This is a genomic window from Sphingobium sp. RAC03 (genome assembly GCF_001713415.1).
Lineage (GTDB): Bacteria > Pseudomonadota > Alphaproteobacteria > Sphingomonadales > Sphingomonadaceae > Sphingobium.
Genome location: NZ_CP016456.1, coordinates 469,563 through 491,546, shown reverse-complemented (window position 1 = coordinate 491,546; position 21,984 = coordinate 469,563). Strand labels below are relative to the sequence as shown.

Genomic DNA, 21,984 nt, shown 5'->3' with positions numbered 1-21,984 from the left:
CCACCGCTTCGCGGTTGGATGGAGGCGCGTGACTCCATCCAACTCCCTCCCCGTGCCGGGGAGGAATTGGGTAGCGTCGCGCTCATCAAAACAGGAAATATCGTTGCGCGAACGGCAGGACGCTGGCTGGTTCGCAGGTGAGCAATTCCCCATCCGCCCTCACTTCGTAGGTTTCGGGATCGACCTCGATATGCGGCATGGCGTCGTTGAGGATCATCGAGGCCTTGCCGATGCCGCCGCGCGTGTTGCGCACTGCCTCCAGAGGCCGCGCCAGTTGCAGGCGTTCGGCGATGCCGTCCGCAATCCCCGCCGCCGACACGAAATGCACCGCCGACAGCGCGCCCGCGCGGCCCATGGCGCCGAACATCGGGCGGTAGTGGACCGGCTGGGGCGTGGGGATGCTGGCATTGGGGTCACCCATCGGCGCGACGGCGATGCTGCCGCCTTTGATCACCATGTCGGGCTTGACCGCGAAGAAGGCGGGGGACCAGAGGACGAGATCGGCGAGTTTGCCGACCGCGATCGATCCGACGATATGGCTTATGCCGTGGGCGATGGCGGGGTTGATCGTATATTTGGCGATATAGCGTTTGGCGCGGAAATTGTCGCTGTCGGCGTCGTCGGTGCCAAGGCTGCCGCGCTGCTGCTTCATCTTGTCGGCGGTCTGCCAGCAGCGGATGATGGTTTCGCCCACCCGGCCCATCGCCTGGCTGTCCGACGACATCATCGAGAAAGCGCCAAGGTCGTGGAGGATATCCTCCGCCGCGATGGTTTCCTTGCGGATGCGGCTGTCGGCGAAGGCCACGTCCTCGGCGATGCGCGGGTCAAGATGGTGGCAGACCATCAGCATGTCGAGATGTTCCTCGATCGTGTTGATGGTGTAGGGCCGGGTCGGGTTGGTGGAGGAGGGGAGGACATTGGGCAAGCCCGCCAGCTTGATGATGTCGGGCGCATGGCCACCGCCTGCGCCCTCTGTATGGAAGGCGTGGATGGTGCGGCCCGCAAACGCGCCTATCGTGCTTTCGACGAAGCCGGCTTCGTTGAGCGTGTCGGTGTGGATCGCGACCTGAATGTCATAGTCGTCCGCGACCGATAGGCAGCAGTCGATCGCGGCGGGCGTGGTGCCCCAATCTTCGTGCAGTTTGAGGCCACAGGCCCCCGCACGGATCATTTCGACCAGCGCGGCGGGCTGGCTGGCATTGCCCTTGCCCATCAGGCCGAAATTCATCGGCATGGTTTCCAATGCTTGCAGCATCCGGCCGATATGCCAACTGCCCGGCGTGCAGGTGGTCGCCAGCGTGCCGTGCGCCGGGCCGGTACCACCGCCCAACATCGTGGTGATGCCCGCGTTGAGCGCTTCGTCCACCTGTTGCGGGCAGATGAAGTGGATGTGCGCGTCTATGCCGCCTGCGGTCAGGATGCGCCCTTCGCCCGCGATGATTTCGGTGCCGGGGCCGATGGGGATGGTGACGCCGGGCTGCACGTCGGGGTTGCCCGCCTTGCCGATGGCGGCGATGTACCCATCGCGGATGGAGACGTCCGCCTTTATGATCCCCCAATGGTCGAGGATCAGCGCGTTGGTGATGACCGTGTCGGGCGCGCCGTCGGCGCGCGACATCTGGCTTTGGCCCATGCCGTCGCGGATCACCTTGCCGCCGCCGAACTTCACTTCCTCGCCATAGACGGTGCGATCCTCCTCCACCCGGATGAGGAGGGAGGAGTCGCCAAGGCGCACGCGGTCGCCGACGGTGGGGCCAAACATGCCGGCATAGGCGCGGCGGGACATGGTTATGGGCATGGGGCGACCTTCCGTTCGTTTCGAGCGAAGTCGAGAAGCGGGTGTGCGAGCGTTTCTCGACTTCGCTCGAAACGAACGGCTGATGTGATGCAGACCATCACAATTCCCCCATCACATCGCCGCGGAAACCGATGACGATGCGGTCGCCTGCATAGGGGATGAGTTGCACGTCGCGGCTTTGGCCGGGTTCGAAGCGGACGGCGGTGCCCGACGGGATGTCGAGGCGATAGCCGTGCGCGGTGTCGCGGTCGAACAGCAAGGCGGGGTTGGTTTCGGCGAAATGATAATGGCTGCCGACCTGGATCGGCCGGTCGCCGCTATTGGCGATGGTGAGGGTGATCGGGGTGCGTCCTTCATTCAGGACGATGTCGCCGGGGATGGGGAGGATTTCGCCGGGGATCATGGGGTCCACCCCCGCAACCGTTCGGGCTGAGCCCTTCGACTGCCTGCTTGCAGCAGGCGCTCAGGATAAACTTCGCCGGAGGCGAAGTCGAAGCCCTCCCCTGAACGCAGTGAAGGGGCTTCGACAGGCTCAGCCTTGCCCTTCGACAGGCTCAGGGCGAACGGGGTGGGGAGGGGCGTCAGGCCGTTCATCGGATCGGCCGATGCACGGTGACGAGTTTCGTGCCGTCGGGGAACGTCGCTTCGACCTGAATGTCGTGGATCATCTCGGCTATGCCCTCCATGACCTGATCGCGGGTCAGGACGTGGCCGCCGCTGGCCATCAGGGCGGCGACCGACTGGCCGTCGCGTGCGCCTTCGACCACATGGTCGGTGATCAGCGCGATCGCTTCGGGATGGTTGAGCTTGACGCCGCGCGCCAGTCTATTGCGCGCGACCATGGCGGCCATCGCGACCAGCAGCTTGTCTTTTTCGCGTCCTGTCAGGTTCATGGGATCAGCAATAGCAGATGGTGGGCATGGAGGGCGATAGGCCGAATATCGCGGCGCGCAGCACGCCCGCTGCGCGCATCACATCCTTGCGTAGCGCGTGGGGATCGTTGCGGGTGAGGCGCAGGATCAGCAATTCATCGAAGCTGGTCGCGCCGCCGGTGGGCGCTTCGACCAGCGTGCGGGCGAGGTCGAGATAGTCGGCGGCGTCCGGCCCGGCATAGACGAGCGTCGCGACCGCGCTGGCATCGCCAAAGCCGAAGGGCGCACGGCCCGCCGTCGCGAAGTCGCCCTCGATATGGAGCGCGTCGGCCCAGACCAGCCGCCCGCCACGCCGGATGCGCCAGCTATCGTGGATCAGGCCGCTTTGATAGGTTTCGCCCATTGCGCCGCGCCCCAGCACCAGCATTTCCATCGCCAGCATTCGAGCATCAGGGGCCATGTCGGCGCTCAGCGTGCGGCGCATCCGGCTGCGGTCGAACAAGATCGCTTCCTGCGCCAGCCATTCGCAGGTCGCGCCCGCGCCGATGGCGATGCTCGTGTCGATGCGGGTGGGTTCATCCTCGTCCAGCGCGCGGTAGAGCTTTTCGGCGGCCTGCGGCACGATGGTCGCGCACACGCCCGGATCGACGATGATGTCGAGCGCCAGCCGATCCCCGCCGGTCAGCCCGCCGCAGGTGGTGACGGTGACGGCAAGGGGGAAGTCGCCATCGCGACCTTCGGGGAACAGCAGCCGCGCGGGTGCGACCTGCATCATGTCGCGGATGCCACGCGGCCCGAACGCCACCATGGCGCGGCCATCGACGCGCTGGTGCCGGGATTTGGGAGGCACGGTGATGGCGCGTTGCACAGTCATGGACACCATCTGATCAGGCGCGGGTGGTCGGGACATGGGGTATATGACGTATGGGTAATGGCTAGGCCATTGATCTTCCGCTCTAAGGCTAGGGGTGTCGCCCTATCGACAGGGTGACACCCCTCCGTCTGGCCTGCGGCCAGCCACCTCCCCTGCCAGGGGAGGATTTTTAAGTGGTCGGACGCCGCGCGCCGCCGCGGCCGTAGCGGGGATCGACCTTTTCGGTCTTGCCGTCCTTGGCGGCCTTTTCGCCGTAGAAGGGCTGGCCGTGTTCGGTCGTCAGGTCGGACAGGAAGCCCGTCTGCCGGATGCCCTTCTTGCGCATTGCCACGCCGGTCAGGCAGGCGTGCATGATGAAATTGGCGTTGAGCGCGCTGCGATAGGTGGGGTCCAGCACGGGGGCGAGTTCGACGATTTCGAAGCCGACCAGTTCATTTTCTGCGCAAAGCCGCCGCACGATCGGGATCGCCTCGCGCATCGTCAGGCCGCCGGGGACGGGCGTGCCGGTGCCGGGGATGAAGGCCGGGTCCAGCACATCCACGTCGAACGAGATGAAGATCTTCTTGCCGCTTTCGCGCGCTTCCTTGAGCGCGCGCTCCATCGTCGCGGCCCAGCCATTTTTCTCGATCTCCGGCATCGCATGGTAGCGCACGCCATTGTCGCGCATCCATTCGAAACCTTCCTTTTCGGGCCAGGGACCGCGCAGCCCGACCTGGATATAATTTTTGCCCAGGACATGGCCTTCCTTGACCGCGCGATAGACGGGCGCGCCATGGGTGATGAAATGCACGCCGCCCTTGCCCGCATCATAATGCGAATCGAAATGGACGACGCCAAAGCTGCCCTTGCCATGGACATCGGCCAGCCCAGCGACATCGCTATATTCGAGGCTATGGTCGCCGCCGACGATGAAGGGCAGCGCGCCGGTGCGCGCGATCTCGGCGACGCGCTCGCGGACATGGGCGACGGTGCGTTCGGTCGACATATTGTCGATGGCGATGTCGCCATAATCGACGATCTTCAATTCCTTGGACGGATCGACCATCGTGTACATGTCGATGCCGCCTGCGCCATATTGGGTCCGCATGGCCGACGGGCCACCCTTTGCGCCGCGATAGCCCGATCCCATGTCGAGCGGCGCGCCGACGATCGCGACGTCCACTTTGCCCGCGACCAGATCTTCGGGGAAGATCGCGACGGGTGCGCCGGCGAAGGTGGCGATGCCGCCGCCATAGACGCCGCCGCCGCGTCCGTTGGCGTAATAGCTCAGTTCAAACGGCCCGGCTTCGCGCTTGGGATCAAGGCCGGACGGGCGGCGCAGTTTCCAGCCGTTGAAATTCTCATTGTCGGTATCGAGCGGGATCGCCGCCATGTCCGTCTTGGCATTGAATTTCGACGCCTCGACCGCGTCCATCATCGCTTCGATATAGGCGTCGATTTCCTGCGGGCTTTTGGTCGCCAGCCGCTCGAACAATTTGTCGTAGGAACCGGCGAACATTTCGGCCGGATCGGATGTCAGGAACTCGCGCTTGGCCTTGGGCAGATCCTTGATCTTGGCTTCCAGCGCGGGGGGAATGGCGGGCTTGTCGGACTGCGCGATCACCGCCGCCGAGGAGATCACCGTCGCCATCAGCAATGCGCCAAGCGCCATGCGTTTCATCGTCATTTCATTCCCCCGAACCCTGGTCCATTCCGCCCGGCAGGCTAGGGCAGGGGTGCGCGTCTGGCAAATGGGGTGATTGACGTAGCGGCTGAGCAAAAGACCTGGGGGCAAAAGACCCGGACCTTGCGTGCAAGGTCCGGGTCTTGGCAGCGGCCATGGGAGCGGCGATTATCGTCTGCCTACGTGGTCGGGACTCCTGCGAGCAATCCCGGCCAGGACGATAGCAGCGGGCTGATGCGCGGCCCTACGTCAAACGCCCTATCGAGGCGCTTTGGTGGTTCCGGTAGCGCCGCCCTATGTTGATCGCGTCGCTGTTCCTGTTGTGGATGGTCGTCATCCTGCTGGTGGTGGCGGTGGTTGCCCTGTCGCGGCAAGTGCGCGCGATGCAGGAGGGGGCCGGGGCGGTTGCGCCCCGCGCCGTGGTGGCCGTGCCTGGCCGCGCTGCGCCCGTGGTGAGCGCGCCGACGCTGGCGGGCGATATGCTGACCATCGGTGGGCCTAGCGCGGATGGGCGCGCGCAATTGCTGCTGTTCATCGCGCCCGGCTGCGCCGCCAGCCGCTCCGCCGTGCGCGACGCGCTGGCGCTGACGAACCGCACGCAGTTGCGGCTGCTGTTCCTGGGCGAAGGGCGGGCGGAGGACTATGCCGACATGCTGCGCCAGCATCGCATCCGCGACACCGACATCATCCTCAATGCGCAGGTGGGCGCGGATTTCCGCATCGGCACCCGGCCCAGCGCCGCGTTGATCGACGCAGGCGGGCGGCTGTTGGCGCGCGGGGCGATCGAAGGGCGTGCGCAACTCGAAGCCTTGTTGGCGCATGGGCAGGCTGACGCGGCTGCTGGGCAGGATGCGGACGCAAAAATTGTGGCGCTGGCGTCATGAACCGGCTGGACAGGGCGCGGCGATCGGGCATCTTGGGCGGGGCATGAGAGGGAATGACGGCATGGCGATCAGTCTGACGGTGAATGGCGTAGCGCGGCAGGTGGCGGGCGACCCCGCCAAGCCGCTGCTATGGGTGCTGCGCGAGGATCTGGACATGGTGGGAACCAAGTTCGGGTGCGGGGCAGGGCTGTGCGGCGCCTGCACCGTCCATGTCGATGGCAATGCCGTGCGATCATGCCAGACGCCGTTGGGCGACGTGCAGGGGGCCAAGATCACTACGATTGAAGGCATAGCGAAAAGCGCAGTGGGCAAGCGCATCGCCGATAGCTGGATCGCGCAGGACGTGCCGCAATGCGGCTATTGCCAGGCGGGGCAGATCATGAGCGCGACCGCGCTGCTCAGCCAGACGCCCAAGCCGAGCGACGAGGAGATCGATGCGGCGATGATGGGCAATCTGTGCCGCTGCTCCACCTATGTCCGCATCCGCGCCGCGATCAAGGCAGCGGCGGCATGAGCGCCGCGATCCTCTCCCGCCGGGGTTTCATCTCCGCCTCGCTGCTGACAGGCGGCGGCTTGTTGTTCGACCTGCATGTGCCGATGGCGCAGGCAGCAGACGGAAGCCCGGTCGTGCTCAATGCCTTCATCCGCATCCTGCCCGACAATCGCGTCATCATCGGCGCGAAAAATGCCGAGATCGGCCAGGGTGCCAAGACGATGTTGCCGATGATGATCGCCGAGGAACTGGACGTCGATTGGGCGCAGGTCACGGTCGAACAGACCCATGCCGACGCTGCGATCTTCGGTGGCCAGAGCGCAGGCGGCAGTCGCACCACGCCGCGCGAATGGGTTCCCACGCGCCAGGCCGGCGCGGCGGCGCGGGCGATGCTGGTTGCGGCGGCCGCGGCGCAATGGGGCGTTGGCGCGGAGACGCTGACGACCGGCAGCGGCAAGGTGACCGATCCCAAATCGGGCAAGTCGGTGGCCTATGCCGCGCTGGCGGCAGCGGCGGCGAAGCTGCCTGCGCCTGATCCGGCGACGCTCAAACTGAAAGACCCCGCCAGCTTCCGCATCATCGGCCAGTCGGTTGTCGGGGTCGATACCCCCGCGATCGTCGCGGGCAAGCCCTTGTTCGGGATCGATTTCAAGCTGCCCGGCATGTTGTATGCGGTGCTGGAAACCTGCCCGGCCTTTGGCGGCACGTTCAAGTCGGCCAATCTGGACGCGGTCAAGGCGCTGCCAGGCATCGCCCATGTGCTGCCGATGAAGGGCGATGGCACGGCGGAATCGGGCTATGATGGCGTGGCGATCCTGTCGACCAGCTGGTGGAGCGCAAACAAGGCGCGCGAGACGTTGAAGGTCGAATGGGATAGCAGCGCTGTCGCTGGCTTCTCGACCGAAAGCTATGCCACGCAGGCCGTGGCGCGGGGGAAGGCGAAGGCCGATACCGACATCACGCGGACGGGCGACGTGGATGCGGCTTTCGCGTCGGCGGCGAAAGTTGTCAGCGCAGACTATAGCTACCCCTTCCTCGCCCATGCGACGCTGGAGCCGCAAAATTGCACGGCTTTGTTCAAGGATGGGGCGATCGAAATCTGGGCGCCGACGCAGAACCCGGAAAATGGGCGCGGGCTGGTGGCCAAGGCGCTGAACCTGCCGCCGGAGAAAATCCGCATCAATTTCTCGCGCATCGGCGGCGGCTTCGGGCGGCGGTTGATGAACGACTATATGGTGCAGGTCGCGATGATCGCCGCGCAGTTGCCGGGCGTGCCGGTCAAGCTGCTCTACAGCCGTGAAGACGATATGCGCCGCGATTTCTATCGTCCCGCGGGCTGGCATGGATTTCGCGCGGCGCTGGACAAGGGTGGCAAACTCACCGCGTTTCACGACCATTTCGTGACCTTTGGCAAGGATGGCAAGGCGGTCCGTGGCGGCGATCTGCCCGCGCATGAACTTCCTGTCGGGCTGATCGACCATGTGCTGCTGGAACAGAGTTTCCTGCCGACCAACATGCCGACCGGCTGGCTGCGCGCGCCCGGCTCCAATGCGCTGGGTTTCGTGACGCAGGCCTTCATGGACGAGGTTGCGGTTGCGGCGGGCAAGGATTTGCCTGGCCTTATGCTAGACTTGCTCGCCGATCCCAAGGAAATGTCGCGCGGCACCAACCAGCCGCCCTTCTTCACCGCGCGCGCCAAGGGCGTGATCGAGAAGGTGGTGGCGATGGCCAACTGGTCCGGCCGCAAGGCGCTGCCCCAGGGGCGGGGCCTCGGCTTTGCTTTCTATTACAGTCACATGGGCTATTTCGCCGAGGTGCTGGACGTGGACGTCGCCGATGGCGTGCCTAAGGTGAAGACCGTCTGGGTCGCGGGCGATGTGGGTAGCCAGATCATCAACCCGATCAATGCGCTGCATCAGGTGCAGGGATCGGTGATCGAGGGGTTGGGGCAGGCGCTCGCCGGGCAGGCGATCACGCAGGTTGCAGGCGCGGTCGAGCAGGGCAATTTCGACACCCACCCGCTCCAGCGCATCCCCGACACCCCCACCATCATCGTCGAATTCGTGAAGACCGACTATCCGCCGACTGGCCTTGGCGAACCGGCTTTGCCCCCGGTCATTCCCGCGCTGGTCAACGCCATCCACGCCGCGACGGGGAAGCGGATACGCAGCCTGCCGGTGACGGCGGAGATGCTCGCCTGACATCAAAGCGTGTCCTCCAGGAAGCGCGCCAAACTGGCCCTGCGACGGTGTGAACTTCGGTATTTGGCTGAGGAAGGGCGACTGGCCGCGATGTCGGCCCATGCGTCATTTGACGTAGAGGGGGGATAGGCTGGGGTTGCCATAACCCGGTGGTGCCTAGTGAAAGGGTCTTGCGCTGATGCGCCGTCTGTCTGCTTCGCTGCGGGGGCTTTTTGCCCGCGACCCGTTCATCCTGTTCCTGGCGGTGTCGGGCGTCATCTTCGCGCTGTACTGGGCGGTGACCGCGCGGCGCGAGACGATCGACGTGCCTTTGTCGGTCCAGAAAAGCCTGTCCGACGATTATGAGATGATGGCGGGCAAGAAGCCGGATGCGGAGGCGCGCGCCAAGCTGATCCATGATTATGTCGCCGACGAATTGCTTTTCCGTGAAGCGGTGGAGCGGGGCATGCACATGACCGACAAAACTACCAAGCAGCGGCTGATCGACCGGGTGCGCTTCATGATCGCGGGCGCGCCAGCCGAGCCGAGCGAGGACCAGTTGATGGGCTATTATGCGGCGCATCGCGACCTGTACCGGGCCGAACCGCGCCTGTCGGTGGACCATGTCTTCTTTGAACAGAGGCCGGCTGATGCCCCCGCCTTGCTGGCGCAGTTGCAAGCGGGCGGCACCGTGAAGGGGGATGATTTCTGGATGGGGCATGATCTGCCCAATTATGGCGTGTCGATGCTGCGCGGCATGTTCGGCCAGCCTTTCCTCGATACGCTGAACAAGACGCCGACGAGCCAGTGGATCGGCCCGCTGCAATCCACGCGCGGCTGGCATTTCGCGCGGGTGCGCGATCGTGGACCAGCCGCGATGCTCGCCTATCCCGCAGTGCGCGATCAGGTGAAGCAGGATTTCCTGGCCGAGCAGAGCGGCGCGCTGGTCGAGAAGGAAGTGCAGAAGCTGGAGGATGGCTATCGCGTGCGGGTGGAGCAATAGGATGCTGCGTTGGCTGCTCCTGCTGCTGGCGCTTGCCGCCCCGCCCGCGCAGGCCGATGTGTTCCGCGTCGGCGACTATGCGATCCAGCCGGGCATGGAACCGGGCAGTTTCGACCTCAGCGCGTCCATCCCGTCCGTTCTGGCCAGCAACGATCCGCTGGGCCTGCCCGAAGGCTGTCGCGAGACGGCGCGCGAGCGGCTGAACGAGGCGACCGTCACCCGCTATGCGATCAGCATCGATTGCGACCGGGCGGTCACGGCCGAGGATGCGATCATTACGCCGTGGGCTGTCGACGGCGGCACATTCCTGTCGACCGCGACCGGAACGCGGGTGCAGCAGGCGTTGCAGCCAACGGGCGATACGCTGTCGCTGCCGATCGGCGCGGTGGCGGCCCGGCAGCGGGCTTTGCCGGAGATCGCGGTCGAATATACGTGGCAGGGGATCGTCCACATATTGGGCGGGTGGGACCATCTGGCCTTTGTCCTGTGCCTCTGCCTGTTGGCGCGCGGGCGTTATCTGTTGGCGCTGGTGACGACCTTCACCATTGGCCATTCGCTCAGCCTGGCGCTGGCCTTCTTCGACATCGTCAAGGTGCCGGTGCCGCCGGTGGAAGCGGTGATTGCGCTGTCGATCGCCTTCATGGCGCGGGAGGCGATCCAGGCGCGGGCGGAGGACATGGCCGACCCGCATGGGCGGCGTCGCCAGCTTGCCGTGGTCGCGGGCTTCGGACTGCTCCATGGCCTGGGCTTTGCCACCGTGCTGCGCGAACTGGGCGTTGCGGCGGACGAGCGGCTGTCGGGCCTGCTCTTCTTCAATGGCGGGGTCGAACTGGGGCAGTTGATCTTCGTCGGTTGCGTGCTGGGCGTCATCAAACTGGCGGCGATCTTCGACCGGGATCAATGGGTGCGGCAGGCGGCGCTGTATGGCGCGGGTATCGTCGGCTGTTTCTGGATGATCGAGCGGGTGGCCGGCTTCACCCTGGGGACGGCATGACGCTGGAGGCGCAGGCCCGCGCGGCACTGGCGCGCGGCGACCTGGCGCAGGCGGCGCAGGCGGCGCAGCAATTGGCGATGACGCGGCCGGACGATCCGGCGGGCTATTTCCTGCTTGGGCTGGCCGCGGCAGAGGCGGGGAAGGTGGCCAAGGCGCTGCCGATGCTGGAACATGCGGTGGCGCGCGGGCCGGAGGCGGAACATCTCGCCCAATATGCGCGGTTGCTGATCCTGTTGCGGCGCGATGGCGAGGCGGGACAGGCTGCGCGGCAGGCTTGGGCGATGGGGCAGGGCGATGCGCGCACGTTCGACACGATCGGTTGCGTGCTGGCGCGGCTGGGCGATCATGCGGCATCGCTGGCGCCCTTCGAGGCGGCGGTGGCGGGCGAGCCGGACAATCTGGACTATCGCTATAATCTGGCGGCGGCCTGTGGCTTTACCGGGCGGGTCGAGGCGGCGGCCGGCCATTATGAGCATATCCTGACCGCTGAACCCGGCAATGCGCGCGCGCATTATGGGCTGAGCCTGTTGTCGCGCCAGACCGAAGCGGCCAACCCTGTGCCCCGGCTGGAAGCCGCGCTGGCGCGGGCGGATCGGCCGGAGGATGCGCTGCGCATCCGTTATGCGCTGGCCAAAAGCCACGAGGATATGGGCCATGCGACCGAGGCCTTCGCGCATCTGTCGGCGGCGAATGCCGCGCATAAACGCGCCATCGGCTATGATTTTGCGCAGGATGCCGCGATCTTCGATGCGATCGAGCGGTTGTTTGCCGATGGTCCGCCGTCCGGCTGGGGCGCAGGGCTGGAGAGCGAGGCGGCACCGATTTTCGTGACCGGTATGCCGCGCACCGGCACCACATTGGTCGATCGTATCCTCTCTTCGCATCCGCTCGTCGAATCGGCGGGCGAGTTGCAGGCGATGCCGCTGGCGGTCAAGCAGATGGCGGGCACGCGGTCGCGGCTAGTGATCGACCCGGAGACGATTGCGGCAAGCGCGGCGGCCGATCCGCTGGCGATGGGGCAGGCCTATATGGCGCGAGCGCGCCATCATCGGCCGGAGGGCAAGGCGCGCTTCATCGACAAGCTGCCCGCTAACTTCCTCTATGTCGGTCATATTCTTCACGCGCTGCCGCAAGCGAAGATCATCTGCCTGCGTCGTCACCCGATGGATACGATCTGGAGCAATTACAAAAATCTGTTCGCCAGCCAATCGACCTATTATGCCTATAGCTATGGCCTGATGGACATTGCGCGCTACTATGCGCGCTTCGATCGCCTGATGGCGTTGTGGGACAGGCTGTTTCCCGGCCGGGTGCTGCAACTCTCCTATGAAGCCTTGGTGGCGGATCAGGAGGGGCAGACGCGTCGCCTGCTCGATCATGCCGGGCTGGAATGGGATGCGGCTTGCCTGTTGTTCCACGAAAATGAGGCGGCGGTTGCCACCCCCAGCGCGGCGCAGGTGCGCCAGCCGCTCAACGCCGATGCGGTCGCGCGCTGGAAGCGGCATGAAGCTGCCCTGGCCCCCGCGCGCGACTGGCTGGCGGGGCAGGGAATATCGGTCGATTAGAGGCGGCGGGCGATCGCGCCTGCGGCCCAGCCCATGCCGACCGCAAGGGCGATCGCAACCAGGCCATAGAGGAAGGACCAGTTTTCCGCCGCGCTGGCCATGAACTGTTCGAACCCCGACTTGCGCACCGTAATGTCGCGCACGGCCGCCGCGACGACCCGGCCATCCTGCACCAGGAAGGTTTCGGCGGTATAGTCTCCGACGATCACCCGCGCCGACAGCGGCAGGCGGGCGCGATACAATACGCCGTCGCTGATTTCGACCGCGCCGGGCCGTTCGACGAACAGGCCGGCACGGTCGCGCAAATCGACCAATCCTGCCTGGAACCGGTCCATCTCGGCACTGTCGTTGAGCGAGGAGGGCGAGAGTTGCAGCTTGTCGACGCCCAGTTCGTAGATAGCCGCCGTGCGTTCATCGACGATCTGATCGATCGGGCGGGAAGACGCCATGGCGTAGAAAGTGGGGGCGGATTCGAAGCGGGCGCTGTCGGCATTGACCCACATGCCCGCGATTTGCTGCTTTTCGCGCATCAGGATCGACTGGTCCGGTCCTTTGAGAACGACGACGATATCGGCGGGCTTTTCTGGCCGGACCCCGCCGGGATAGACGATCGCGCCGAACAGCAGCAGGTTCGCGCCGGTGAAGCTATATTGGATGATGACTTCGCGCTGAGAGACGTCGGGCACCAGTTGCGGTTCGTCGGCAGCACCCAGCATCATTGCGGCGGGCAGCAGCAGGGCTAAGGCGCGGCTGCGCATCAGCGCACCTCGATCGTGAATATCTCGTCCGGCCGCCACACCAGCCCCAGCGTCATGCGGGCCGCGACCAGCAGCACGATCGCGGCGAGCAGGACGCGCAGATATTCGGGCCGCATCGTCATCGACAACCGGGTGCCGACCTGCGCGCCGGTCACGCTGCCGATCAGGAGCAGCATGGCGAGCACCAGATCGACCGCCTTGGTCGTCATGGCGTGCATCATCGTGGTGGCCATGGTGACGAATAAAATCTGGAACAGTGATGTGCCGACTACCGACTGGGTGGTCATGCCCAGCAGATAGAGCATTGCCGGCACCAGGATGAAGCCGCCACCGACGCCCAGCAACATGGTCAATATGCCGGTCGCCATGCCCAGCAACAGCGGCGCAAGCGGCGAAATGTAGAGGCCTGAACCATAGAAGCGCCAGCGCATCGGCAGTGCCGCGACCAACGGATGATGCCGCCGTTTGCGCGCCGGGGCACGCTTGCCGGTCTTGAGTGCGATCAGCGCCTGGATCGACTCCTTGGCCATCAACAGGCCGATGCCACCCAGCATCAGGACGTAAAGGAGCCCAATCACCGTATCGATCTGCCCCAGATATTGCAGCAGGCGAAAGATCAGCACGCCAAGGCCAGCGCCGACCACGCCACCGGCGATCAGGACGCCGCCCATGCGGAAATCCACCGTGCCGCGCGCAATATGGGTGACTACGCCAGAAACCGACGCGCCAGTCACCTGCGAGGCGGCGGACGCGGCGGCGACGGTTGGGGGGATGCCGTAGAAAATCAGCAGCGGCGTCGTCAGAAAGCCGCCGCCCACGCCGAACATGCCCGATAGCAAGCCTACGACCCCGCCCAGGCCGATAATGACCAAGGCGTTGACCGACAAATTGGCGATGGGCAGGTAAAGATCCATGGCCTTTGAGGGGTAGAACTAAAGGACGGAGATATAAAGCCGTTGTGGCGCTCCGCCGTCAAAAATCCGCGCCGAGCGTGACGGCTAGGCCCGATGCGGGGGCGGCGCGTCCGCCAATCCGTTCCCGCCACTCGATCGATAGCCGTGCGGCGACGGGTTGGAGCGGGAGCCGGACCTGTATCTCCGGGCCGATGTCGAGCCGCTCCACGCCTGGCTGCGCGCCCCCCGATATTGCCGCGCCGACCCGCAGGGCCGTGTTTTGGACGGGAGCGAGCAGCGACAATTTGCCGTCGATGAAGGCGTCGCGCTGACGAAAGCCGACGATGCCGGTCTGGGCATAGGCTTGGGCCTCCATGCCCAGGGCGACCGGCGTTGGACCAAAGCCGCCGACGGCCATCACCGCCATCGCATTGCGGGCACCTACGCCAAGGGCGATCCGTCGTTCGACCGCGACGTTGACGGGCAGGGAGGTGAAGGGTTGAAGCGCAATGCCGATGGCCGCCTCCGGGGCGGCGGGACTGTCCAGGGCGCTGCTGGCGCGAGCATAGGCCGTGGCACGGTGGCGAGCGGCAGGGTTCAGGACATAATCCAGCCGCGTGCCGACCTGCGAGCCGCCCAGACGCCCTGTCCTCGCAAGGTCGGTTTGCGACATGCCGCCACCGCGCCAAAGCATCCAACTGCTGCCATGCCAGCGATCTGCCCGGTTTGGAGGGCCGGGTGCGGGGATCGGTAGAGGCGAGGGAAAGGCGTAGGGGGCTTGGGCAGGGCCATCTGACCTGGAGGTTGGGGCCGGTGCGCTGCTGCGGTATATCGGATCAAGCGCTGCATCGACCATATTCCTTGCTATTCGCGCGCCGCTAACCCTGAGAGCGGCTGGTTTGATGGCGACGGCGCGCGGTATGACGGCCGTTCTTGTCGGCGGCTTCGCGCTGAATTGTCCGGGCACGATCGCCGCTGTCGCAGGGCGGCCGCGAACCAGCGGTAATGGGTTGAGCGGTGACGGCCCGGACTGGGCGGCGATGCGTATGGCGACCCAAGCGATCATCAGCAGCGCCAGGAAGCGCAGAGGTTGACCGCTCTTGTCGCTGGTCACGGATCGGCGGTCAGATTGGGGAAATGATGCTGCGTCTTGTCCCAGGATAGCGGCTTGCCCAACAGCGATCGGGCATAGAGTGTAATAGCGCGATGGGTCGCCGCGATGGCGATGAGGTTGGCGAGAAAGGTGCGCGGGATCGCGCCCAATCCATAGCGCCAGCCATAGGCATGGCCGACGAACATAGCGCGCATCAGGGCGCGCCACACCATCAGGGCGAAGTTAAGCCGGAGCAGCGCATCAATGGCGGGTGAGGGCGGCCGATGATAGTCTGGCTGGAACTGGGCCACGATCCACAATAGCGGCCATAGCAAGAAGGCGGTATAGGCCGCACATAGTATGAGGGCGGCGATCGCCGCCCGCCGATCCCGCACCCGCATCCATAGTTCTGCGGTGCCGCCGCGCCAGCCCATGCGGTCCCATCCGGCCAGCGAAATGCCCACGATCCAGCGCGCCTTCTGCTTGATCGCTGCCTCCATCGTGTCGGGGAAATATTCGCGGGTCGCGACCAGATTGCCGTGCGCATCGCGAATACGCACGAACACGCCATGGCCGCCGCCGTCGCGTATGCGCAATCCCGCTTCATAATCTTCCGTCAGGGACGAAGGGTCGAAAGGCCCATGCGCAGGATTGTCGGCCAAAGCAGCCAGCGCCTCGCGTTCGAACGCGCAGGCGACCCCGGCTGACGGCACCGACGCGCCGAGCGCTTCGCGCACTGTCAGATATTTGCCATGGCTCTCGGCAAATTCATCGCAATAATGATTGGCGATGGCACGAGAGAACCAAGAACCCTCGCCGGGTAAGGGCAGGACGGGCAACTGGACCAGCTGAAACCGATCGATCATGAAATCGAACAGGCGAATTTCGTCGGGGTGGACGACATCTTCCGCGTCATGAAGAACGACCGCCTTATAGCTGCGCCCTAACTGCGCTTCATCGGCCAGCATCGCGCGCCACAGGACGTTGAGGCAGTCCGCCTTCGTGCTGGGGCCGGGCAGCGGATTGATGCCGACCACCACGCGCGGGTCGCCCTCGGCCACAGCGGCGATGGCGTCGATCGTATCGGGATCATTGGGATAGATGCCGACGAAGATGCGATAGTCGGCGTTGCCCCAGCAACCGAGCGCATGGGCCAGCATCGGACCGATCACCTCGACTTCCTTCCAAGCCGGGATGAAGATGGCGATCCTGCCCGGATTTGCCGAAGCAGGCAGCGTTGCCGTCGTCATGCGGGGATAGCGGGCGTAGATGACAAGATCGCGCCACATCCGGCGCGACAGGAACAAGAGGTCGATGAGAAAGTCGTCAATCCCGCCGATGGCGAGGCCGACGACGGCGAATAGCAGGATTTCATGATGCAGGGTCGCAAGCAAAGCGACCGCCATGTCCCCCAATTTTCCGCCCTTCCCCTGCAAGCGTGATGCAGGATGCCATTCGCGCAGGGAGATGCCAACCCTTTTTACTGTGCGTATCCGGGATGTTATCTCTCACCATCATGATTGCCTCGCCATCGCGCCTGTTTGGCCCATGGATGAATGGGCCAGGTCGCCTGTCAATTGCGTCGAATGGCGTGTCGATACTCTACCGCTTACTTCGCGATGATCGCCGACCGTGATATAAGCTGAGTCGCTGCTTCTGCCTATTCCTTGCCAGAGCAGCCAATCGACCAGTCTCATGCAAAGAGAGGACGGCGACATGACTAGGGAGACGGATATCAATTATTTGCTGCATCGGCAGCAAATGTCCCTGATCCGGGCGCAAAGCTGCCCGTCGCGTCAGGCACGTATCGCTTATGAAAATCTGGCGCGCGGTTATATCGACCAGGTGGATGCCTATCGACGGCGCAATGAAAGCATGACCGGCCGGGCACATTGAGGCTTATCGTCGTTTGAGCAGCCGCTCGATCACGAGATGATAGTCTTCATCGTCGCGGCACTCCTGTTCCAGAACCGCCTTGATGCGATGAAGTTCGGTTTCGGTCAGATGTTCGATGCCGATGAAATCGTTGCGTGCATTGTCGATGGCGCGGATCAGTTCGTCCAGCTTCGCCTGTATGGCTGACCCATCGCGATTTTGCGCATTCTGGATCAGGAATACCATCAGGAAGGTGATGATGGTGGTTCCGGTATTGATGACCAATTGCCACGTATCGGAATAGCCGAAAAGCGGGCCGGTCGTCAGCCAAATCAGGATGGTGGTGCTGGCCAGGATGAAGGCCAACGGCTGGCCGGTCCATCCGGCGACGCGATGGGAAAGCCGGGTAAATATCCTGTCCATCTGCTTATGCTCCCCTATGGCGCGCGATGACCATTGCGCCGGTCAACGCCTGTTGCCATCAGGGGCGGATGACCGCCATCCTCTTTCGTCCCTTGACCGTCGCGCTGTGCCTTCTGCTGCCCGCCTGCGCCAGCCTTTCACCCGAATCACGGCTGCGCGCCGGATTGGTCGAAGCCGGTTTGGCGCCCAAACTGGCGGGGTGCATGGCAGAAGAGATGGCTGACAGACTCAGTCTCACACAGTTGCGCCGACTGCAATCGCTGGCATCGGTCCGCAAGTCGCACATCGGGACGCTTGGGGTCGATCAATGGCTGCATAAGGTGCGTGCGCTCGGCGATGCGGAGATATTTTTGGTGACCAGCAAAGCGGCTGTTGGGTGCAGTTTTTAGCATCAATTTCGCAATATTTTGGCCGACGACTTCGCAAAGGTTTTGCAATTTTGCAAAGTCGTTTTGCGAAATCACTCTGGCCATCAAAACAGGCCTGTGCTTTATCCGTCGCATCACGGTTCGACGGAAAAGGACGGCACGCCCCATGAATATTCATGAATATCAAGCCAAGGAATTGCTCGCGAAATATGGCGCGCCGATCGCGGCTGGCTATCCCGCTTTCTCCATCGAGGAAGCCGTCGAAGCCGCCAAGAAGCTGCCCGGACCGCTCTATGTCGTGAAGTCGCAAATTCATGCCGGTGGCCGTGGCAAGGGCAAGTTCAAGGAACTGGCCCCTGAAGCCAAGGGCGGCGTTCGCCTCGCCTTCAACCTGGACGAGGTCAAGGCCCACTCGGCCGACATGCTCGGCAACACGCTGGTGACGATCCAGACCGGTGATGCCGGCAAGCAGGTCAACCGTCTCTACATCACCGACGGCGCCGACATCGACAAGGAATTCTACCTCGCTTTGCTGGTCGATCGTGGCAGCAGCGAAGTCGCGTTCGTCGTGTCCACCGAAGGCGGCATGGACATTGAGGAAGTCGCGCACTCGACGCCTGAAAAGATTCACAGCTTCTCGGTCGATCCCGCCACCGGCTTCATGCCGCACCATGGCCGTTCGATCGCCGCCGCGCTGGGTCTGACCGGTGACCTCGCCAAGCAAGCGTCCAAGGTCGCCTCGTCGCTTTATGCCGCGTTCCTGGATACCGACGCCGAGCAGATCGAAGTCAATCCGCTGGCGCTGACCAAGCAGGGCAATCTGCTGGTGCTCGACGCCAAGGTCGGTTTCGACGGTAACGCCATGTTCCGTCACAAGGACATCGCGGAGCTGCGCGACCTGACCGAGGAAGATGCGGCGGAAGTTGAAGCGTCCAAATATGACCTCGCCTACATCAAGCTGGACGGCAACATCGGCTGCATGGTCAACGGCGCTGGCCTTGCCATGGCGACGATGGACATCATCAAGCTGAATGGCGAATTCCCGGCCAACTTCCTGGACGTCGGCGGCGGCGCCACGACCGAGAAGGTGACGGCGGCGTTCAAGATCATTTTGCAGGATCCGGCCGTGAAGGGCATCCTGGTCAACATCTTCGGCGGCATCATGAAGTGCGACATCATCGCCGATGGTATCGTTGCCGCGGCCAAGGAAGTGAACCTGTCGGTTCCGCTGGTGGTTCGCCTGGAAGGCACCAATGTCCAGCAGGGCAAGGATATTCTCGCGGCTTCGGGCCTGGCGATCGTCCCCGCGGACGACCTGGGTGATGCGGCGCGCAAGATCGTGGCGGAAGTGAGGAAGGCAGCCTGAGGCCGCTTTCAACCTGAACTGACACCATTTGGGTGCGGGTAGTCCGGTAACGGGCTGCCCGCGCCCGTGTTGGCGTTTATAATGGAGGATGTTGAAATGAAGATCCTTGTGCCCGTGAAGCGGGTCATTGATTATAATGTAAAGCCGCGCGTGAAGGCGGACGGTACGGGCGTCGATCTGGCGAACGTCAAGATGAGCATGAACCCGTTCGACGAAATCGCGGTCGAGGAAGCCATCCGCCTGAAGGAAAAGGGCGTGGCGACCGAAGTGATCGCCGTGTCGATCGGCGTCGCCAAGGCGCAGGAAACGCTGCGGACGAGCCTTGCGATGGGCGCGGACCGGGCGATCCTGATCCAGACCGACGAAGAGGTCGAGCCGCTGGCCGTCGCCAAGCTGCTCGCCAAGGTGCAGGAAGAGGAAGGCGCTGGCCTGATCATCCTGGGCAAGCAGGCGATCGACGACGACAGCAACCAGACCGGCCAGATGCTGGCGGCGCTGCTGAACCTGCCGCAGGGCACGTTCGCGTCGAAGGTCGAGGTCGAAGGCGACAGCGTGTCGGTGACGCGCGAAGTCGATGGCGGGCTGGAGACGGTGAAGCTGTCGACCCCGGCGATTATCACCACCGACCTGCGCTTGAACGAGCCGCGCTATGCGTCGCTGCCCAACATCATGAAGGCCAAGTCCAAGCCGCTCGCGCAGAAGACGCCTGCCGATTATGGCGTGGATATCGGCGCACGGCTAGAGACGTTGAAGGTGGTCGAACCGCCCAAGCGGACCGCTGGCGTCAAGGTCGCCGATGTCGATGAACTGGTTGCCAAGCTCAAGGCCATGGGAGTTGCCGCATGAAGACGCTTGTATGGGTTGAACATGAGGGCGGCGCGGTCAAGGACGCGACGCTTTCGGCCATCACCGCCGCTGCCAAGCTCGGCGAAGTGCATCTGCTGGTCGCTGGCGAAGGCGTCGATGGCGTTGCCGCTGCCGCCGCGCAGATTGCCGGTGTCGGCAAGGTGCATGTTGCCGACGATGCCGCCTATGGCCATGCGCTTGCCGAGAATATCGCGCCGTTGGTCGTTGAGCTGATGGGGCATCATGATGCCTTCATCGCGCCTGCCACCAGCAACGGCAAGAATATCGCGCCGCGCGTCGCGGCTCTGCTCGACGTGATGCAGATCAGCGATATCTTGTCAGTGGAGAGCGAAGACACGTTCACGCGGCCCATCTATGCGGGCAATGCGATTGCCACGGTAAAGAGCAAGGATGCCAAGAAGGTCATCACCGTTCGCGGTACGGCTTTCGAGAAGGCGGCTCGCGAAGGTGGTTCGGGTACGGTGGAAGCGGTGGCATCGACCGGGGACAAGGGGCTGTCGTCCTTTGTCGGTGCCGAAATCGCCAAGCTGGAGAGGCCGGAACTGACCAGCGCCAAGATCATCGTGTCGGGTGGCCGGGCGCTCAAGGATGGACCGACGTTCGAGGAGGTCATCTATCCGCTCGCCGACAAGCTCGGTGCTGCGGTCGGGGCTAGCCGGGCCGCGGTCGATGCGGGCTATGTGCCCAATGACTATCAGGTCGGGCAGACCGGCAAGATCGTTGCGCCGGAAGTCTATGTTGCGGTTGGTATTTCCGGGGCGATCCAGCATTTGGCGGGGATGAAGGACAGCAAGACCATCATCGCCATCAACAAGGATGAGGATGCACCGATCTTCCAGGTGGCGGACATCGGCCTGGTGGGCGATCTGTTCAAGATCGTGCCGGAACTGACCAGCAAATTGTAAGGGCTGGACAAGACACAAAAAAAGGGCGCGGACCATGTGGTTCGCGCCCTTTTTTTGTGCGTCGTCGGCGGGGTTATTCGCAGTTGACGTCGTTCTTGTCGATGGCTCGACCGGCCAGAGCGCCAGCGCCGCCGCCAAGGATGGTGCCGAGCGTCTTGGAGCCGCCGGGGGCGATGACGTTGCCGAGGACGCCGCCAGCCAGGGCACCGACGATGGTGCCGGTGGTGCCGTCATCGCGCTTGCAATAATAGCGGCCGTCGCGGTCGCGGTAGATTTGGTCATTGTCGCGCAGTGGGCGGCGTTGACCGCGGGGCGGGCCGCGACGGTCGCTGGGACGGTCGTAGCCGTAGCCGCCGCCACCATAATTGTCGGTGGCGCAGGCCGCCAAGGGCAGCATGCTGAGGATCGCGGCAGCGAGGATGGGTTTGCGCATGGGGTGGCTCCTTCTTTGGGATGGCCGGGCAGACGGGAATGCCGCCCGTCCGAGCCGCTAGAGGGAGCGGCGGCTCAGGACGGACGGCGACCGGCGGCGAACGGGGGTGAGCGGCCGCCGGTATCTGAAAAAAATCAGTTGAAGTTGGTTGCCGATGCCACCGAAGGGCTGGTCATGGCAGGCGTCGTGGGGCGCAGCGTGGTGTCGCTCTTGTCGGCCAGTTCCGCCTTGGCTTCGCCATAGCGGGCGACAATGTCGTCCTTGAACTGGGTCAGCTTGCCGTCGTCATACAGCTTCTTGCCGACATAACCTGCGATGGCGCCGAAAATCAGGGTGCGGATCATGATATACTCCTTGGGGATGGGGTTCGCCAGTCATAACCGGCGGCGGCCCCAGGAGTTCCGCAACGATGTGGATTGTCAGGCGGCGTCGAGCGCTTCCGGTGCGGTCTTGTCGCGGCGGGCGCGGCCCGCGTCGGTCAGATCCTGGCGGCCGGCCATGGCGAGCCATGCGGCTTCAGCGCGCAGGCAGCGGTCGCGGACATTATTGAGGGTGGCGGCGTCGGCGTCAGTGCGCGCCTTGGCAGCGAGGGTGCGGTAATCAGGGGCGGCCATGTCGGGTCTCCTCTTGGGGAAAGGGAAAGTGGGGCGGGCGCAGCGCTCTTTTGCAAAGCGCCG

24 protein-coding genes are annotated in these 21,984 nt (G+C 64.3%); 11 read left to right on the top strand and 13 right to left on the bottom strand.

Features of this window, described 5'->3' with window-relative positions:
- Positions 1 to 85: 85 nt before the first annotated feature.
- From ureC to BSY17_RS06920, 5 genes are all read right to left on the bottom strand, one after another.
- On the bottom strand, positions 86 to 1,798 hold the full coding sequence (gene ureC, locus BSY17_RS06940; RefSeq protein WP_069064952.1) for an urease subunit alpha: 1,713 nt from the start codon (positions 1,796 to 1,798) through the stop codon (positions 86 to 88).
- Between the two features lie 97 nt (positions 1,799 to 1,895).
- Positions 1,896 to 2,201 carry an urease subunit beta gene (locus BSY17_RS06935; protein ID WP_069064951.1) on the bottom strand — a complete coding sequence of 102 codons (306 nt, stop codon included), beginning with the start codon at positions 2,199 to 2,201 and terminating at the stop codon, positions 1,896 to 1,898.
- 187 nt (positions 2,202 to 2,388) lie between these two features.
- Positions 2,389 to 2,691, bottom strand: coding sequence for an urease subunit gamma (locus BSY17_RS06930; protein ID WP_043154324.1), 303 nt, complete (start codon positions 2,689 to 2,691; stop codon positions 2,389 to 2,391).
- A 4-nt stretch (positions 2,692 to 2,695) separates the two neighbouring features.
- The gene (locus BSY17_RS06925) at positions 2,696 to 3,544 is read right to left on the bottom strand and encodes an urease accessory protein UreD (RefSeq protein ID WP_237236450.1); all 849 of its coding nucleotides are present in this window, start codon (positions 3,542 to 3,544) and stop codon (positions 2,696 to 2,698) included.
- 169 nt (positions 3,545 to 3,713) lie between these two features.
- Positions 3,714 to 5,210, bottom strand: a complete 1,497-nt coding sequence (locus BSY17_RS06920) for an agmatinase family protein (protein ID WP_069064950.1) — start codon at positions 5,208 to 5,210, stop codon at positions 3,714 to 3,716.
- A gap of 293 nt (positions 5,211 to 5,503) precedes the next feature.
- Here BSY17_RS06920 and BSY17_RS06915 point away from each other — a divergent pair, with 293 nt between their 5' ends.
- The 6 genes from BSY17_RS06915 (at position 5,504) to BSY17_RS06890 (ending at position 12,326) form a co-directional block, all read left to right on the top strand.
- Positions 5,504 to 6,091 (top strand): hypothetical protein, encoded by a 588-nt coding sequence (locus tag BSY17_RS06915; protein ID WP_069064949.1) that lies wholly within the window; start codon positions 5,504 to 5,506, stop codon positions 6,089 to 6,091.
- Between the two features lie 61 nt (positions 6,092 to 6,152).
- Positions 6,153 to 6,605, top strand: a complete 453-nt coding sequence (locus tag BSY17_RS06910; RefSeq protein ID WP_069064948.1) for a (2Fe-2S)-binding protein — start codon at positions 6,153 to 6,155, stop codon at positions 6,603 to 6,605.
- Positions 6,602 to 8,785: a xanthine dehydrogenase family protein molybdopterin-binding subunit gene (locus BSY17_RS06905; protein WP_069064947.1), complete on the top strand. Its 2,184-nt coding sequence runs from the start codon at positions 6,602 to 6,604 to the stop codon at positions 8,783 to 8,785. Before BSY17_RS06910 ends, BSY17_RS06905 begins: the two co-directional genes overlap by 4 nt.
- A gap of 178 nt (positions 8,786 to 8,963) precedes the next feature.
- Positions 8,964 to 9,767: a peptidyl-prolyl cis-trans isomerase gene (locus tag BSY17_RS06900; RefSeq protein WP_069064946.1), complete on the top strand. Its 804-nt coding sequence runs from the start codon at positions 8,964 to 8,966 to the stop codon at positions 9,765 to 9,767.
- 1 nt (position 9,768) lies between these two features.
- Positions 9,769 to 10,761: a HupE/UreJ family protein gene (locus BSY17_RS06895; RefSeq protein WP_083217067.1), complete on the top strand. Its 993-nt coding sequence runs from the start codon at positions 9,769 to 9,771 to the stop codon at positions 10,759 to 10,761.
- Complete coding sequence (locus BSY17_RS06890; RefSeq protein WP_069064944.1) at positions 10,758 to 12,326, top strand: tetratricopeptide repeat-containing sulfotransferase family protein; 1,569 nt, start codon at positions 10,758 to 10,760, stop codon at positions 12,324 to 12,326. Before BSY17_RS06895 ends, BSY17_RS06890 begins: the two co-directional genes overlap by 4 nt.
- Here the strand turns inward: BSY17_RS06890 and BSY17_RS06885 are convergent.
- The 4 genes from BSY17_RS06885 to BSY17_RS06870 form a co-directional block, all read right to left on the bottom strand.
- The gene (locus tag BSY17_RS06885; RefSeq protein ID WP_069064943.1) at positions 12,323 to 13,084 is read right to left on the bottom strand and encodes a TIGR02186 family protein; all 762 of its coding nucleotides are present in this window, start codon (positions 13,082 to 13,084) and stop codon (positions 12,323 to 12,325) included. The two genes, BSY17_RS06890 and BSY17_RS06885, sit on opposite strands and share 4 nt — an antisense overlap.
- Entirely contained in the window at positions 13,084 to 13,998 is a 915-nt protein-coding gene (locus tag BSY17_RS06880; protein WP_037475664.1) for a sulfite exporter TauE/SafE family protein, read from the bottom strand. The genes BSY17_RS06885 and BSY17_RS06880 overlap by 1 nt, the downstream gene beginning before the upstream one ends.
- Before the next feature lie 58 nt (positions 13,999 to 14,056).
- The gene (locus BSY17_RS21860) at positions 14,057 to 14,671 is read right to left on the bottom strand and encodes a hypothetical protein (RefSeq protein ID WP_237236445.1); all 615 of its coding nucleotides are present in this window, start codon (positions 14,669 to 14,671) and stop codon (positions 14,057 to 14,059) included.
- A 416-nt stretch (positions 14,672 to 15,087) separates the two neighbouring features.
- The gene (locus BSY17_RS06870; RefSeq protein WP_069064941.1) at positions 15,088 to 16,476 is read right to left on the bottom strand and encodes a glycosyl transferase family protein; all 1,389 of its coding nucleotides are present in this window, start codon (positions 16,474 to 16,476) and stop codon (positions 15,088 to 15,090) included.
- Positions 16,477 to 16,786: 310 nt separating this feature from the next.
- Here BSY17_RS06870 and BSY17_RS06865 point away from each other — a divergent pair, with 310 nt between their 5' ends.
- Entirely contained in the window at positions 16,787 to 16,966 is a 180-nt protein-coding gene (locus BSY17_RS06865; RefSeq protein ID WP_037475694.1) for a hypothetical protein, read from the top strand.
- 3 nt (positions 16,967 to 16,969) lie between these two features.
- Here the strand turns inward: BSY17_RS06865 and BSY17_RS06860 are convergent, their stop codons facing one another.
- Positions 16,970 to 17,368, bottom strand: coding sequence for a low affinity iron permease family protein (locus BSY17_RS06860; protein ID WP_069064940.1), 399 nt, complete (start codon positions 17,366 to 17,368; stop codon positions 16,970 to 16,972).
- A 68-nt stretch (positions 17,369 to 17,436) separates the two neighbouring features.
- Between BSY17_RS06860 and BSY17_RS06855 the strand changes: the two genes are divergently transcribed.
- The 4 genes from BSY17_RS06855 to BSY17_RS06840 all read left to right on the top strand — a co-directional run bounded on the left by BSY17_RS06855 (position 17,437) and on the right by BSY17_RS06840 (position 20,874).
- Entirely contained in the window at positions 17,437 to 17,757 is a 321-nt protein-coding gene (locus tag BSY17_RS06855) for a hypothetical protein (protein WP_069066835.1), read from the top strand.
- A gap of 145 nt (positions 17,758 to 17,902) precedes the next feature.
- Complete coding sequence (gene sucC / locus BSY17_RS06850; RefSeq protein ID WP_069064939.1) at positions 17,903 to 19,102, top strand: ADP-forming succinate--CoA ligase subunit beta; 1,200 nt, start codon at positions 17,903 to 17,905, stop codon at positions 19,100 to 19,102.
- A gap of 96 nt (positions 19,103 to 19,198) precedes the next feature.
- Positions 19,199 to 19,948: an electron transfer flavoprotein subunit beta/FixA family protein gene (locus BSY17_RS06845; RefSeq protein WP_069064938.1), complete on the top strand. Its 750-nt coding sequence runs from the start codon at positions 19,199 to 19,201 to the stop codon at positions 19,946 to 19,948.
- Positions 19,945 to 20,874, top strand: coding sequence for an electron transfer flavoprotein subunit alpha/FixB family protein (locus BSY17_RS06840; protein ID WP_069064937.1), 930 nt, complete (start codon positions 19,945 to 19,947; stop codon positions 20,872 to 20,874). Before BSY17_RS06845 ends, BSY17_RS06840 begins: the two co-directional genes overlap by 4 nt.
- Before the next feature lie 73 nt (positions 20,875 to 20,947).
- Here BSY17_RS06840 and BSY17_RS06835 read toward each other — a convergent pair whose 3' ends face one another.
- From BSY17_RS06835 to BSY17_RS06825, 3 genes are all read right to left on the bottom strand, one after another.
- A complete protein-coding gene (locus tag BSY17_RS06835; protein ID WP_069064936.1) occupies positions 20,948 to 21,307 on the bottom strand; it encodes a glycine zipper 2TM domain-containing protein in 360 nt (119 codons plus the stop codon).
- A 134-nt stretch (positions 21,308 to 21,441) separates the two neighbouring features.
- Entirely contained in the window at positions 21,442 to 21,651 is a 210-nt protein-coding gene (locus tag BSY17_RS06830) for a hypothetical protein (RefSeq protein WP_037479446.1), read from the bottom strand.
- Positions 21,652 to 21,726: 75 nt separating this feature from the next.
- Positions 21,727 to 21,921: a hypothetical protein gene (locus BSY17_RS06825; protein ID WP_069064935.1), complete on the bottom strand. Its 195-nt coding sequence runs from the start codon at positions 21,919 to 21,921 to the stop codon at positions 21,727 to 21,729.
- Between the last annotated feature and the right edge of the window lie 63 nt (positions 21,922 to 21,984).

Excerpts from the sequence above, each read along its gene's own strand:
- ureC (WP_069064952.1), bottom strand. The coding sequence starts at position 1,798 with ATGCCCATAACCATGTCCCGCCGCGCCTATGCCGGCATGTTTGGCCCC.
- BSY17_RS06935 (WP_069064951.1), bottom strand. The coding sequence starts at position 2,201 with ATGATCCCCGGCGAAATCCTCCCCATCCCCGGCGACATCGTCCTGAAT.
- BSY17_RS06930 (WP_043154324.1), bottom strand. The coding sequence starts at position 2,691 with ATGAACCTGACAGGACGCGAAAAAGACAAGCTGCTGGTCGCGATGGCC.
- BSY17_RS06925 (WP_237236450.1), bottom strand. The coding sequence starts at position 3,544 with ATGACTGTGCAACGCGCCATCACCGTGCCTCCCAAATCCCGGCACCAG.
- BSY17_RS06920 (WP_069064950.1), bottom strand. The coding sequence starts at position 5,210 with ATGACGATGAAACGCATGGCGCTTGGCGCATTGCTGATGGCGACGGTG.
- BSY17_RS06915 (WP_069064949.1), top strand. The coding sequence starts at position 5,504 with ATGTTGATCGCGTCGCTGTTCCTGTTGTGGATGGTCGTCATCCTGCTG.
- BSY17_RS06910 (WP_069064948.1), top strand. The coding sequence starts at position 6,153 with ATGGCGATCAGTCTGACGGTGAATGGCGTAGCGCGGCAGGTGGCGGGC.
- BSY17_RS06905 (WP_069064947.1), top strand. The coding sequence starts at position 6,602 with ATGAGCGCCGCGATCCTCTCCCGCCGGGGTTTCATCTCCGCCTCGCTG.
- BSY17_RS06900 (WP_069064946.1), top strand. The coding sequence starts at position 8,964 with ATGCGCCGTCTGTCTGCTTCGCTGCGGGGGCTTTTTGCCCGCGACCCG.
- BSY17_RS06895 (WP_083217067.1), top strand. The coding sequence starts at position 9,769 with ATGCTGCGTTGGCTGCTCCTGCTGCTGGCGCTTGCCGCCCCGCCCGCG.
- BSY17_RS06890 (WP_069064944.1), top strand. The coding sequence starts at position 10,758 with ATGACGCTGGAGGCGCAGGCCCGCGCGGCACTGGCGCGCGGCGACCTG.
- BSY17_RS06885 (WP_069064943.1), bottom strand. The coding sequence starts at position 13,084 with ATGCGCAGCCGCGCCTTAGCCCTGCTGCTGCCCGCCGCAATGATGCTG.
- BSY17_RS06880 (WP_037475664.1), bottom strand. The coding sequence starts at position 13,998 with ATGGATCTTTACCTGCCCATCGCCAATTTGTCGGTCAACGCCTTGGTC.
- BSY17_RS21860 (WP_237236445.1), bottom strand. The coding sequence starts at position 14,671 with ATGCTTTGGCGCGGTGGCGGCATGTCGCAAACCGACCTTGCGAGGACA.
- BSY17_RS06870 (WP_069064941.1), bottom strand. The coding sequence starts at position 16,476 with ATGGCGGTCGCTTTGCTTGCGACCCTGCATCATGAAATCCTGCTATTC.
- BSY17_RS06865 (WP_037475694.1), top strand. The coding sequence starts at position 16,787 with ATGACTAGGGAGACGGATATCAATTATTTGCTGCATCGGCAGCAAATG.
- BSY17_RS06860 (WP_069064940.1), bottom strand. The coding sequence starts at position 17,368 with ATGGACAGGATATTTACCCGGCTTTCCCATCGCGTCGCCGGATGGACC.
- BSY17_RS06855 (WP_069066835.1), top strand. The coding sequence starts at position 17,437 with ATGACCGCCATCCTCTTTCGTCCCTTGACCGTCGCGCTGTGCCTTCTG.
- sucC (WP_069064939.1), top strand. The coding sequence starts at position 17,903 with ATGAATATTCATGAATATCAAGCCAAGGAATTGCTCGCGAAATATGGC.
- BSY17_RS06845 (WP_069064938.1), top strand. The coding sequence starts at position 19,199 with ATGAAGATCCTTGTGCCCGTGAAGCGGGTCATTGATTATAATGTAAAG.
- BSY17_RS06840 (WP_069064937.1), top strand. The coding sequence starts at position 19,945 with ATGAAGACGCTTGTATGGGTTGAACATGAGGGCGGCGCGGTCAAGGAC.
- BSY17_RS06835 (WP_069064936.1), bottom strand. The coding sequence starts at position 21,307 with ATGCGCAAACCCATCCTCGCTGCCGCGATCCTCAGCATGCTGCCCTTG.
- BSY17_RS06830 (WP_037479446.1), bottom strand. The coding sequence starts at position 21,651 with ATGATCCGCACCCTGATTTTCGGCGCCATCGCAGGTTATGTCGGCAAG.
- BSY17_RS06825 (WP_069064935.1), bottom strand. The coding sequence starts at position 21,921 with ATGGCCGCCCCTGATTACCGCACCCTCGCTGCCAAGGCGCGCACTGAC.